This is a genomic window from Methylobacterium nodulans ORS 2060 (assembly GCF_000022085.1).
In the GTDB taxonomy this organism is placed as follows: Bacteria; Pseudomonadota; Alphaproteobacteria; order Rhizobiales; family Beijerinckiaceae; genus Methylobacterium; species Methylobacterium nodulans.
The window spans coordinates 4,588,760-4,601,311 of sequence record NC_011894.1 but is presented as its reverse complement, the minus strand read 5'-3'; the positions used below and the strand labels follow the sequence as shown (position 1 = coordinate 4,601,311).

At 71.5% G+C, this 12,552-nt stretch carries 10 protein-coding genes, 1 other RNA gene and 1 pseudogene; 10 read left to right on the top strand and 2 right to left on the bottom strand.

Features of this window, described 5'->3' with window-relative positions; all coding sequences use genetic code 11:
- The first annotated feature begins 32 nt into the window (after positions 1-32).
- The 8 genes and pseudogenes from ssrS (at position 33) to MNOD_RS21380 (ending at position 8,785) form a co-directional block, all read left to right on the top strand.
- A non-coding RNA gene (ssrS, locus tag MNOD_RS42400) (6S RNA) lies at positions 33-190 on the top strand.
- Between the two features lie 7 nt (positions 191-197).
- On the top strand, positions 198-785 hold the full coding sequence (locus MNOD_RS21405) for a 5-formyltetrahydrofolate cyclo-ligase (RefSeq protein WP_015931049.1): 588 nt from the start codon (positions 198-200) through the stop codon (positions 783-785).
- 3 nt (positions 786-788) lie between these two features.
- Positions 789-1,610 (top strand): TIGR00282 family metallophosphoesterase, encoded by an 822-nt coding sequence (locus tag MNOD_RS21400; protein WP_015931048.1) that lies wholly within the window; start codon positions 789-791, stop codon positions 1,608-1,610.
- A 442-nt stretch (positions 1,611-2,052) separates the two neighbouring features.
- Positions 2,053-3,039 carry a MotA/TolQ/ExbB proton channel family protein gene (locus tag MNOD_RS21395; protein WP_015931047.1) on the top strand — a complete coding sequence of 329 codons (987 nt, stop codon included), beginning with the start codon at positions 2,053-2,055 and terminating at the stop codon, positions 3,037-3,039.
- Positions 3,040-3,064: 25 nt separating this feature from the next.
- On the top strand, positions 3,065-4,078 hold the full coding sequence (locus tag MNOD_RS21390; RefSeq protein ID WP_015931046.1) for a peptidoglycan -binding protein: 1,014 nt from the start codon (positions 3,065-3,067) through the stop codon (positions 4,076-4,078).
- A gap of 117 nt (positions 4,079-4,195) precedes the next feature.
- On the top strand, positions 4,196-4,813 hold the full coding sequence (locus tag MNOD_RS21385) for a LysE family translocator (RefSeq protein WP_015931045.1): 618 nt from the start codon (positions 4,196-4,198) through the stop codon (positions 4,811-4,813).
- Positions 4,814-4,937: 124 nt separating this feature from the next.
- Positions 4,938-5,063: pseudogene (locus MNOD_RS47010) on the top strand (cysteine synthase A); the annotation flags it as partial.
- Positions 5,064-5,266: 203 nt separating this feature from the next.
- Positions 5,267-8,785, top strand: coding sequence for a hybrid sensor histidine kinase/response regulator (locus MNOD_RS21380; protein ID WP_015931044.1), 3,519 nt, complete (start codon positions 5,267-5,269; stop codon positions 8,783-8,785).
- 173 nt (positions 8,786-8,958) lie between these two features.
- On the opposite strand, the gene MNOD_RS21375 is transcribed toward MNOD_RS21380, so the two are convergent.
- The gene (locus MNOD_RS21375) at positions 8,959-9,588 is read right to left on the bottom strand and encodes a S24 family peptidase (RefSeq protein WP_015931043.1); all 630 of its coding nucleotides are present in this window, start codon (positions 9,586-9,588) and stop codon (positions 8,959-8,961) included.
- Between the two features lie 143 nt (positions 9,589-9,731).
- Between MNOD_RS21375 and MNOD_RS21370 the strand changes: the two genes are divergently transcribed.
- Positions 9,732-10,079, top strand: a complete 348-nt coding sequence (locus tag MNOD_RS21370; protein WP_015931042.1) for a DUF952 domain-containing protein — start codon at positions 9,732-9,734, stop codon at positions 10,077-10,079.
- 8 nt (positions 10,080-10,087) lie between these two features.
- Positions 10,088-11,167 carry a quinone-dependent dihydroorotate dehydrogenase gene (locus MNOD_RS21365; RefSeq protein WP_015931041.1) on the top strand — a complete coding sequence of 360 codons (1,080 nt, stop codon included), beginning with the start codon at positions 10,088-10,090 and terminating at the stop codon, positions 11,165-11,167.
- A gap of 24 nt (positions 11,168-11,191) precedes the next feature.
- On the opposite strand, the gene MNOD_RS21360 is transcribed toward MNOD_RS21365, so the two are convergent.
- The gene (locus MNOD_RS21360; protein WP_015931040.1) at positions 11,192-12,547 is read right to left on the bottom strand and encodes an MATE family efflux transporter; all 1,356 of its coding nucleotides are present in this window, start codon (positions 12,545-12,547) and stop codon (positions 11,192-11,194) included.
- Positions 12,548-12,552: the final 5 nt, after the last annotated feature.

Sequence of the window (12,552 nt, the reverse complement as noted above, 5' to 3'; positions counted from 1 at the left end):
CGCCGGCCCCCGCCCGACGCTACATGAGGGAGGCGGGGCTGCGGGGTGCGTCAGGAGACACATATCCCCGGGGCCTTATCGACTCCCTCGGGAGCTGTCCCCGCCCTGGTCCGTGGACCGGGGCACACGGCGCCCACCTACGCTGTAGGTTTCCCGGGATCGATCCTCCAACGGCTTTCGTGGCTCCGCACTCTCTCATGTCCGACACACCGGCTGTTACCTCCGCCAAGGCGTCCCTGCGCAGAGAGGCCCTGGCCCGGCGGGACGGTCTCGATGCCGCCTTTCGGGCGCAGGCCTCGCGGCGCATCGCCGAGACGGTCCTCGCCATGCCCGACCTCGCCGGCCCCGATCTCGTCAGCGCCTATTGGCCGATCCGCAGCGAGGTCGATGTCCGCCCGCTGATCGCGGCCCTGCGGGCCCGCGGCCAGGCGGTGGCCCTGCCGCAGATCACCCCCGAGGGGCTCGTCTTCCGGCGCGTCGCGCAGGGCGACGCGCTGCAGGTAGGCGGGTTCGGCCTCAGCGAGCCGGGGCCGGATGCGCCCGTGGTGCGTCCCCGCGCCCTCCTGGTGCCGCTCGCCGCCTTCGACCGGCGCGGCCACCGCATCGGCTACGGCAAGGGCTATTACGATCGGGCGCTCGCCGCGCTGGCGCGGGAAGGCCCGATCCTCGCCGTCGGGATCGCCTTCGCGGTCCAGGAGATCGGCTGCGTGCCCGACGGCCCCTACGACCACGGGCTCGATCGCATCGTCACGGAAGCGGGCGTGATCGCGCCCACCGGAGCCTGAGCCATGCGCCTGCTCTTCCTCGGAGACGTGGTCGGGCGGCCGGGCCGCAACGTGGTCGCCGACCGCCTGCCCGGCCTGCGCGAGCGCTGGAGGCTCGACTGCGTCGTCGTCAACGGCGAGAACGCTGCGGGCGGTTTCGGAATCACGGAATCGATCTGCGACGAATTGCTCGATGCCGGGGCGGATGCGGTCACCCTCGGCAATCATTCCTTCGATCAGCGCGAGGCGCTGGTCTTCATCGCGCGCCAGCCCCGGCTGGTCCGGCCCGCGAACTACCCGCCGGGCACGCCCGGCCGCGGCGCCACCGTGGTCGAGACCCGGGCCGGCGCCCGGGTGCTCGTGGTCAACGTCATGGGCCGGATCTTCCTCGACGCCCTGGACGATCCCTTCGCGGCGGCGGACCGGGAACTCTCGGCCTGCCCGCTCGGCGCCGCCGCCGACGCGGTCATCGTCGATGTCCACGCCGAGGCGACGAGCGAGAAGGAGGCTTTCGGCTACTTCCTCGACGGGCGGGCGACGCTCGTCGTCGGCACCCACACCCATGTTCCCACCGCCGATCACCGCATCCTGCCGGGCGGCACCGCCTACCAGTCGGATGCGGGCATGTGCGGCGACTTCGATTCGGTGCTCGGCATGCAGAAGGACGAGCCTTTGCGCCGCTTCCTGCAGAAGACCCCCGGCGCGCGCCTCGAAGCCGCGACCGGCGAGGGGACCCTCTGCGGCCTCGCGGTCGAGACCGACGACGCCACCGGGCTCGCCCGCCGGGTCTCGGCGGTGCGCCTCGGCCCGCATCTGGAAGAGACCTGGCCCCGCCACTGGGATTGAGCGGCCGCTGTCGGGCGCCCTCAATCGAAACTGAGGTGCGTGGAAGCCGCTCCGCTCCTCATGCTGAGGGTGCCATCGGGGGGAGGAGCGCTCAGCCAGCCGCGATGTCATCCGCCAGGGTCTCGGCCCGGCCGGTGGTGAACCGATACCAACGGCCCAGGCTGCTGGCGCAGCGGGTGCCGACGCGCATGCTCACGCATCGGGCCGTCGACCCGTCTCGAATGGTCGCCAAGCCTTTGGCTTGGCGACCATTCGAGAACGGAACCAACGGGCCTTTTCAGGGCCCGTTAGTATTGCGCGTTTTGACTGACGCCACCGCGACTTGATCCGCAGCCGCCCAGTCGGCACAGTGCCGCCGGTTGCGCCTGGATCGGTCCGGGCCGGAGCCCCTTGCGCGCGGCGGCCGGCGCCGCGCCCCTGACAGAGCGAGACGAACGACGCGATGGCGGCGAGTGCTGCGTCCCCTCCCCTGACATCGCCCCGGATCTATCTCGTCCGCATGGTGGTGTTCCTGATCCTGGTCGGTTTCCTGGCCTTCGTGCTCTACCGCCAGATCGTCCCCGCCTTCCTGGCGAATCCGGGCCTCAACGGGTTGATCCTGGGCGTTCTCTTCATCGCCGTCCTGCTCGCCTTCGGGCAGGTGCAGCGTCTCTTCCGCGAGATCCGATTCGTCAACCGCACGGTGATGCAGGAGACCGGGGCGGGCGAGCCGCGGGTGCTCTCGGCGCTCGCGCCCACCCTGCGCGAGGCGGCGGCGGGGCAGCCCATCCCGCCCTCCGTCTTCCGCCCGCTGCTCGATTCCGTGGTCTCCCGCCTCGACGAGGGCCGCGACATCCTGCGCTACATCGCCGGCATCCTCATCCTGCTCGGCCTGCTCGGCACCTTCTGGGGCCTCATCGACACGCTCTCGGCGGTGGGCAACGTCATCCGCTCAATGCGCGCGGGCGGGGGCGACGCGGCCGTGATGTTCGACGAGCTGAAGAGCGGGCTCGCCGTGCCGCTCTCCGGCATCGGCCTCGCCTTCTCGGCCTCGCTGTTCGGCCTCGCCGGCTCGCTCACCATCGGCTTCCTCGATCTTCAGGCGGGGCAGGCCCATACGCGCTTCTCCCACGAGCTGGAGGATTGGTTCGTCGCTCGCGCCGGCCCCGAACCGGTGCAAGGCGCCATCCAGCCGGCGCGGACCTCGGAAGCCTCGCTGCGCGACCTCGCCGAGGCGGTCACGCGGCTCTCCAGCCTCGTCGGCGACAGCACCGGCAACAGCCGCGCCAGCACCCAGGCCATGGCCAATCTCGCCGAGGGCATCCAGGGCCTCGTCCAGCACATGCGTGCCGAGCAGCAGATGATCCGCGACTGGGTCGAGGCGCAGGCGAGCCGCGAGCGCGAGCTGAAGCAGGTGCTCGACCGCCTCAGCCGGGAGCGTGTGGAATGATCCGTGCCCTTCGGAGCCCCCGCTGATGGCCAGCCGCCTTCTTCGCCGCGAGCGTGCCCTCAATGTCTGGCCGGGCTACGTCGACGCGCTCACCACGCTGCTGCTCTCGGTCGTCTTCCTGCTGACGATCTTCGTGACCGGCCAGTTCTTCCTCTCGCAGGAGATCTCGGGCCGGGACTCGGTGCTCGACCGGCTCAACCGCCAGATCGCCGAGCTTACCGACCTTCTGGCCCTCGAACGGTCCGGGCGTCGCACCCTGGAGGAGACGACCGCCGCGCTGCGGTCGAACCTCCAGGAATCGGAGACCGAGCGGCGGCGCCTCCAGGACGCCCTCACGGCCGATCAGGGCGCGCAGGGCAAGGCCACGGAGCTCGGGCGCCAGCTCGATGTCGAGAAGGGCGCGACCAACCGGGCGCTCTCGCAGGTCGAGCTTTTGAGCCAGCAGATCGCGGCCATGCGCCAGCAGCTCGCCGCGCTGGAGGAGGCGCTCGCCGCCTCCGAGACCCGCGACCGCGAGAGCCAGGCCCGCATCGCCGACCTCGGCAGCCGCCTCAACGTGGCCCTGGCCCAGCGCGTGCAGGAACTCGCCCGCTACCGCTCGGATTTCTTCGGGCGCCTGCGGCAGATCCTCGGCAACCGCTCCGACATCCGCATCGTCGGCGACCGCTTCGTGCTGCAATCCGAGGTGCTGTTCGCGGCGGGCCAAGCCTCGCTGCGCGCCGAGGCCGGCCCGGAGCTCGACCGCATCGCCACCGCGATCCGGGAACTCAACCGGCAGATCCCCTCCGACATTCCCTGGGTGCTGCGGGTCGACGGCCACACGGATGCGCGGCCGATCAGCTCCTCGGCCTTTCCGTCGAACTGGGCGCTCTCGGCCGCCCGCGCCATCGCGGTGGTGCAGTACCTGGTCGGCCGGGGCATCCCGCCCCAGCACCTCTTGGCCGGCGCCTTCGGCGAGTTCCAGCCCATCGACACCGGCACGTCCGACGAAGCCTATGCCCGCAACCGCCGCATCGAGCTCAAGCTGACGGAGCGCTGAGCCGGCGGATCTCGCGACGTGCTTCCGCTTCCCGGCAACTGGCCATTAGGTCAACGGGTGCTGTTTCATTGCCATGTGACGCAATCTATGCCAGAGGAGGACTTTGGAGAGCTCCCCATGACGCTTGCCGGCTTCATTGCCTATACTGGCGCGCTCGCGCTTGCGGCCGCCATTCCCGGTCCGGGCATCACGGCGCTGGTGGCGCGGGCGCTCGGCTCCGGCTTCCGCTCGTCCCTGTTCATGTGCCTCGGCTTGGTCCTCGGCGATCTGACCTATCTGACTGCGGTCGTGCTCGGACTGGCGCTCGTTGCCCAGACCTTCGGCACGGTCTTCCTGGTCATCAAATGGCTGGGCATCGCCTATCTCGCTTGGCTGGCCTGGACGTTCTGGACTAGCGGCATCAGCGCGGAACAGGTTGAAGCCGGAAAGGAGAAGGGCGGATTGGTCTCCAGCCTCCTTGCCGGGCTCACGGTCACGCTCGGCAACCCGAAGACGATGGTCTTCTATCTCGCCATCACGCCGACCATAATCGAGCTGAACTCGATCACCCTGGCCGATTATGGCGTGCTTGCGGGCATCACCATCGTCGTGCTGCTCATCGTGCTGGTGCCCTATCTGATGCTCGCGGCGCAGGCGCGCTGGCTGCTCAGGACACCGCGTGCGCTCAAGGCGCTCAACCGCACCGCCGCCGTGTTCATGGGAGGCGCCGCTGCGGCAATCGCCGCCCGGCAGTGAGGCTTCCGTCGCAGCCGATGGCGCGTGCGCAGTCGCTGTTTGGCTCCGGAAATGGCATTCCGCCCAGGGGCACTTCGAAGTATGAAAGCTGGACGGCTTTCTAAGTGATTGCGGCAGGAGAGCGATGAACAAGTCCGATACGCGGGTCCCCGGGCGCGGGCGCATCTAGAACTCGATCACCGAGACGATCGGCGACACGCCGCTGGTCAGGCTGGACAAGCTCGCCAAGCACAAGGGCATCGTCGCCAACGCGTCAAGGCGCGTCCGGGATACGAGAGCGGCATCCATTCACGTTGGAACGGACCCTACTCTAGCTTTTCGATTGCGCCGCATTGTCTGCGACGAACCGGCATCCACTTCGTCGGAGAATGCTCTAATACGGTTTCCGGTTGATCTGTTCCGACACGAGAATCCGGGCCCGGGGGCCCGCAGGGCAAGAAACGGGCGGCGCCGATGATCGCGGGCTGGGCGGTGGTGCTGACGGCGCTCATCTACATCTGCGGCCTGTTCACGGTGGCGCATTGGGGCGACGTGTCGGGCCGGCGCCTGATGCGCGACGAACGGGTGCGGCCGACCATCTACGCCCTCTCGCTCGCGGTCTACTGCACCTCGTGGACCTTCTTCGGCTCGGTGGGCCTCGCGAGCCATTCGGGCCTCGACTTCCTGACGATCTATGTCGGCCCCGTCCTGGTGATCGGCCTCGGGCACCGGCTCGTGGCGCGCGTCGTGCGGATCGCCAAGGCGCAGAACTCGACCTCGATCGCCGACTTCGTGGCCGCGCGCTACGGCAAGAGCGAGCGCATCGCGGCTCTCGTCTGCCTCATCGCCATCGTCGGGGCGATCCCCTACATTGCGCTGCAATTGCGGGCGGTCGCGGCCTCGCTCCAGGTCTTCCTGCACGCGACCGACGGGCCCGGCGCCGGCGTCCAGGGCCTGATGGGCGATCTCGGCCTGTTCACGGCGCTGGTGCTCGCGGGCTTTGCGGTCGCCTTCGGCACGCGGCATGCCGACGCGACCGAGCATCAGGACGGGCTCACCCTCGCCATCGCGCTCGAATCCCTGGTGAAGCTCCTGGCCTTCCTGGTGGTCGGCGGCTTCGTGGCCGGCTGGGTGCTGCGCGATGCGCCCGTGATCACGCCCGAAGCGCTGGCGAGCGGCGCTGCCTCGCTGGCCGCCGACACCTCCGGACCGGGGACGATCATCGTCCAGACCCTGCTCTCGGCCTGCGCGGTCCTGCTGCTGCCGCGCCAGTTCCACATGGCGGTGGTCGAGAACCGGTCGGTCGCGGATGTGGAGCGCGCGGCCTGGACCTTCCCGCTCTATCTCGTGCTCATCAACCTCTTCGTCGTGCCCCTCGCGGTGGTCGGGCTGATGCTGTTTCCCGACGGCACCGTGGCACGGGACATGACGGTGCTGGCCCTGCCGCTCGCAGAGCGGGCGGACGGCATCGCGCTCGTCGCCTTCATCGGTGGGCTGTCGGCCGCGACCGCGATGGTGATCGTGGAATCGGTCGCGGTCGCGATCATGATCTCGAACCACCTCGTGATCCCGGTGGTGCTGCGCCGCCGCCCCGCGGGGGGCGCCTCGAATCTCGGCAGCGTGGTGCTGGGGGTGCGCCGTGTCGCCATCGTGGTGGTGATCCTGGCGGCTTACGCCTATTCCCGGGTCGCCGGCGAGGTCGCGCTCGCCTCGATCGGGCTCCTCTCCTTCGCGGCGGTGGCGCAGATCGCTCCGGCCTTCGTCGGCGGCATCCTCTGGCGCCGCGGCACCGGGCTCGGCGCGGTGGCCGGGCTCACGGTCGGCCTGTCCGTCTGGGCCTACACCCTGCTGCTGCCGAGCCTGTTCGGCGAAGCCGCGAGCTCCTGGGCGGCCGATCTCCTCCGGGATGGCCCGTTCGGGATCGCGGCCCTCAGCCCGACCGCCCTGATGGGCCTCGACGAGCTGCCCCGCCTCGTCCACGGCACGCTCTGGAGCCTGGGGCTCAACACGCTCGCCTATCTGGGCTTCTCCCTGCTGCGCGCGCCGAGTGCGATCGAGCGCCTGCAAGCGGAAGCCTTCGGGCACGTGGGGGCGCGGGGGGCCCCGAGCTTCCGCCTGTTTCGCGGCACGCTCACCTTCGGCGAGGTGCGCAACGCCGTGGCGCGCTTCCTCGGCGAGGAACGCGCCATTCGGGCCTTCGAGGAGTTCTTCGCGGCGAGCGGCCGCGTGCCCCTGCGCCCCGATGCGGTGGCGGGCTTGGCCGAGCTGCGCCATGCCGAGCATCTCCTGGCCTCGGCGATCGGGGCGGCCTCGGCCCGGCTCGCGCTCTCGCTGCTGCTCGGGCGGCGCAACGTGTCGCCCCGGGCGGCCCTGCGCCTCCTCGACGACGCCTCCGCGGCCTTCCAGTACAGCCGAGACCTGCTGCAGCACGGGCTCGACCATGCCGGCCAGGGCATCACGGTCTTCGACCGGGACATGACCCTGATCGCCTGGAACCGGGCCTTCGCGGATCTCTACGACCTGCCGAACGACATCATCCGCACGGGCACGCCGCTCGAGGAGATCGTGCGCTTCAACGCCGCCCGCGGCGCCTACGGCGACCGCAGCCCGGACGAGCTCGTGCGCGAGCGCATCGCCGCCTTCCGGCAGGAGAGCGGACCGCAGCGCCTGCGCCTGCATCCGAGCGGGCGGGTGATCGAGATCCGGGCCAACCCGCTGCCGAATGGCGGCGTCGTCGCGACCTACACGGACGTCACCGACGCGGTCGCCGCCGAGGAGGCGCGCACGCGCCTCAACGAGGAGCTGGAGCGCCGGGTGCGCGAGCGGACCGAGGAGCTCACCCGGCTCAACGCGGCGCTCACCCGCGCCAAGGCGGAGGCCGAGGACGCCAATGCCTCGAAGACGCGGTTCCTCGCCGCCGCGAGCCACGACATCCTCCAGCCCCTCAATGCGGCCCGCCTCTATGCCGCCGCCCTGGTGGAGCGGGACCGGTCGGGCGATCCCTCGCTCGCCGAGAATGTCGATGCCTCGCTGGATGCCGTCGAGGAGATCCTCACGACGCTCCTCGACATCTCCCGCCTCGATACCGGCGCGCTCAAGCCGCAGCTCTCGGCCTTCGGCGTCGCGGACCTCCTGCGCCAGATCCGGCGGGAATTCGAGCCGATGGCCCGCGCGAAGGGCCTGCGGCTCACCGTGATGCCCTGCGGGCTCGCCATCCGCTCGGACCGGCTGCTCCTGCGGCGCCTGCTCCAGAACCTCGTCTCGAACGCCATCAAGTACACGCCCTCGGGCCGCGTGCTGGTGGGCGCGAGGCGGCGGGGCGACCGGGTCGAGCTGATGGTCTGCGACACCGGACTCGGCATCCCGGCCTCCAAGCAGAAGCTGGTGTTTCAGGAATTCCAGCGCCTCGACCAGGGCGCCAAGGTCGCCCGCGGCCTCGGCCTCGGCCTGTCGATCGTGGAGCGGGCGGCGCGCCTCCTCGACCATCCGCTGTTCTTACGCTCGACGCCGGGGCGCGGCTCGATCTTCTCGCTCTCGGTGCCGCTCGCCTCCTTCAGCCCGGCGCCGGAATCCGCCGCGGAGGCGCCCCGCCCCGCCAGTGCCGCCCTCTCCGGACTATCCGTGCTCGCCGTCGACAACGAGCCGGCCATCGTGGATGGCATGGCACGGCTCCTGACGAGCTGGGGCTGCAGGGTCGACACGGCCGGCTCCATCGGCGAGGCGGTGCAGCGCGTGCTCGCCGGCGGTCTGCGGCCGGACGTCATCGTGGCCGATTATCACCTCGACGAGGGCAACGGCCTCGACCTGATCACGTCCCTGCGCGCTGCGCTTGCCGCCGACGTGCCGGCCGTGCTGCTCACCGCCGACCGCTCGCGCCCCGTGCGCGAGACCGCCGCGGCGCAGCGGGTTCATTTCCTCACCAAGCCCCTGAAGCCGGCCGCCCTGCGCGCCCTCCTCACCCGGTGGCAGGCGGCGCGGATGGCCGCGGCCTAGAGGGTGTCATCCGACATCCGGTCGATGGCTTCGCCATACGGGATGGCTGCGCCATGCGAATGTCGGCCTCTCTCAAGCGGGCGCGATGATCTGGTCTCTGCCCCTTCGCGCGTCCTCGTTCCGAGAAGTCGTGGCATGCCCCGACAAGCGATGCCGGGGCATGCCGCCTCGGATCAGTGGCGCACCCACATCACCCGGGCCATCCAGGCGATCCGCGCCGTGGGAACCGTCCGCACCGGCTCGCCGGGCGTGCGGCCCGCGAATTCGGTCGTGCGGACGGTGCGCCGGCGCAGATCCGCGGCGAACAGGCCCTCGCCGTCCAGGCAGACAAGGGTGCGGTCGCCCCGGCGGGCCGGAGCCGTGGCGCAGACCACGAGCACGTCCCCGTCGTGGTAAAGGGGCAGCAGACCCTCACCCTGGACCTCGATGGCAAAGCAGCTCTGCGCACCCAGATCGGGAAATTCCATCTCCTCCCAGCCGGCGCCGGCCGGGCGGCCGTCCGGGCCGATCCGCCGGCCCGCGGCGAGCGCTGCGCTGCCGATCAGCGGCAGGATCGCGGGCGGCGGCGCCGGGCGCGGCTCGACGAGTTGCAGGAAATCATCGAGCGACGCGCCCGTCGCGGTCAGGATCTTGGCCAGGGACTCCGTCGAGGGCCAGCGCTTGCGGCCGTCCGGCGCGATGCGTTTCGACCGGTTGAAGCTCGTCGCGTCGAGGCCGGCCCGCCGCGCGAGCCCGGATGGCGTCAGGCCGTGGCGCTGCGCCAGATGGTCGATCGCCAGCCAGATACGCTCGTGAGACAACATGGGCGGAGTATCCGCAGGAAGCGACACAGATCAGCGAGCCGCGGATGCGGACACTACCCGACGTCACCCGAAAGGCAACGTTGCCACGCCGCCCTTTCGAAATCGCGCGGCAGCCATCCCCAAACCTCCGAGGAGCCCCGACCATGCCCCTGATCTACAAGATCTGCCCCGCCGCCCTGTGGCGGGAGGCCGAGGCCGCCGGGCAGTTCCTCGGCGCGCCGGTGGACCTCGCGGACGGCTACATCCATTTCTCCACCGCCGCGCAGGTGCGCGAGACCGCCGCCCGGCATTTCGCCGGGACCGACGATCTCGTGCTCGCAGCGGTCGACGCCGAGGCGCTCGGCAGCGCGCTGCGCTATGAGCCCTCCCGCGGCGGCGATCTGTTTCCGCATCTCTACGGCCCGCTGCCCCTGAGCGCGGTCCGCTCCGTGGTGCCGCTGCCTCTCGCCGAGGACGGCCGTCACCGCTTCCCCGCCACCCTCGACGCCTGATCTCTGCCTTGCTCGCCTCCCTGTTCCCCCTCGCCCGCCCCGTCCTGCACGCCCTCGATGCCGAGACGGCCCATCGCCTGACGATCCGGGCGCTGTCTCTCCTGCCCGCCGGCGCCCCGCCCGCGGACGATCCCAGGCTCGCGGTCTCGGTGCTCGGGCGGCACTTCCCCAACCCGGTCGGTCTCGCAGCGGGCTTCGACAAGGGCGCCGAGGTGCCGGATGCGCTGCTGTCGCTCGGCTTCGGCTTCGTGGAGGTGGGCGGCGTCGTGCCCCGGCCCCAGCCGGGCAATCCGCGGCCCCGGGTGTTCCGCCTCACCGGCGACCGGGCCGTCATCAACCGGTTCGGGCTCAACAGCGAAGGGCTCGCCGTCGTGGCGGCCCGCCTCGCGGCGCGCGCCGGCCGTCCCGGGATCCTCGGGGTCAATATCGGGGCGAACAAGGACGCGACCGATCGGCTCGCTGATTACGTCGCCTGCACGCGGGCGCTCGCGGGCCTCGTGGATTTCGTGACCGTGAACGTCTCCTCGCCCAACACGCCGGGCCTGCGCGACCTGCAGGGCGAGGTTTTTCTGGACGACCTCCTCGCCCGCGTCGTCGCGGCGCGGGACGAGGCCGCCTCGCCGCGGCGGGCCGCCATCCTGCTCAAGATCGCCCCGGACATCACGCTGGATTCCCTCGACGCAATCACCGCCACGGCCCTGCGCCGCGGGGTCGAGGGGCTGGTGATCTCGAACACCACGGTGGCGCGGCCGGCGAGCCTCACCGAGACGACGCTGGCGGCCGAGGCCGGCGGCCTCTCGGGCCGGCCGCTCTTCGCGCCCTCGACGCGGCTCCTCGCCGAGGCCTTTCTGCGGGTCGGCGACCGCCTGCCGCTCGTCGGCGTCGGCGGCGTCGATTCGGCCGAGGCCGCCTGGACCAAGATCCGGGCGGGGGCGAGCCTCGTGCAGCTCTACTCGGCGCTGGTCTATGCCGGGCCCGGTCTCGTGCGCGAGATCAAGGCGGGGCTGGTCGAGCGGATCGCCCGCGAGGGCGTCCCGCTCGCGGCCCTGGTCGGGCGCGACGCCGCCGCCCTCGCCCGCATGGAGTAGCGCCTTGTGAGCCGCCGGGCGGCTTCAGCGCGCGACCAGCGGATCCGCGCCGAGCCGCATCTGCGGGAAGGCCTCGCGGGCGAGCCGCGGATAGAGCAGCGCCTGCCCGAGGCCGCGCGCGGTGAGGAAGATCAGCATGGCGAGCCACAGGCCGGTATTGCCGAGGCCGTGCAGGGCCGCGAGGATCAGCAGATAGGCCGCCAGCGCGGCCAGCATGAGGTTGCGCATCGGCCGCGTCCAGGTCGCGCCGATATAGATCCCGTCGAAGGCGAAGGCCGCCGCCGCAACGAGGGGCGTGAGGGCCGCGAAGGGCAGGTACGACCGGGCGAAGGCGCGCACCTCCGGGTTGGTGGTGACCGCGTCGATGAAGGCGCCGCCCGCGACGAGGAACAGCCCCGACACCGCGAGCCCGAATCCCACGCACCAGCCGAGCGCGTAGCGCACGGCCCGCCGGAAGGCACCCTCGCGGCCGGCGCCGAGCGCCTGCCCGCACAGCACCTCGGCGGCGGTGGCGAAACCGTCCAGGAAGAAGCTGCCGACGAGGAAGAGGTTCTGCAGCACGGCATTCGCCGCGAGGGTCAGGTCGCCGGCCCGGGCGCCGAGCGCCGAGAACAGGCCGAAGGCGACGATCAGCGCGAGCGTGCGCACCATGACGTCGCCGTTGACTGCGAGCATGCGCAGGAGCCCGGCGCGCTCCAGCACCTCCGCCCGGGCGATGCGCCAGGGCCGGGCGCCGAGCCGGCGCAGGACGAGGAGGCCGAGGAGGAATCCGAACGCCTCCGCGGCGAGGGTCGCGAGCGCGGCGCCCGCTACGCCGAGGTCGAGCCCGAGCACCAGGGCGACCGTGAGCGCGATGTTGAGCAGGTTCATCGCGACCTGAAGGGCGAGGCCGAGATCGGTGCGCCCGCGTCCGAGCGTCGAGCCGAGGACCGCGTAATTCGCGAGCGTGAAGGGCGCCGCGAAGATGCGGATGCCGAAATAGGTGGAGAGGGCGGTGGTCACCGCCGGGCTGGCGCCCGCAAGCGCGAAGGCCGCCGCGCCGAGCGGCGCCTGCCCGACCACCATCAGGATTCCGACGGCACCCGCGACGGCGAGCGCCCGGGCGAGGGCCCGGTCGATCTCGGCGGCATCGCCCGCGCCGGCCGCCTGCGCGGTCAGCCCGGCGGTCGCCATGCGCAAGGAGCCGAAGCTCCAGAACAGGTAGTCGAAGATCACCGCTCCGAGGGCCAGGGCGCCGAGGAGCGCGGCGTCGCCGAGCCGCCCGATCGCCGCCGCCCCGACGATGCCGAGGAGCGGCGTGGTGACGTTGGCGAGCGTCATCGGCAGCGCCAGCGCCAGCAGCCGGCGGTGCGTCACCGCCGGCGAGGAGCCCGGGAGCATCGGCC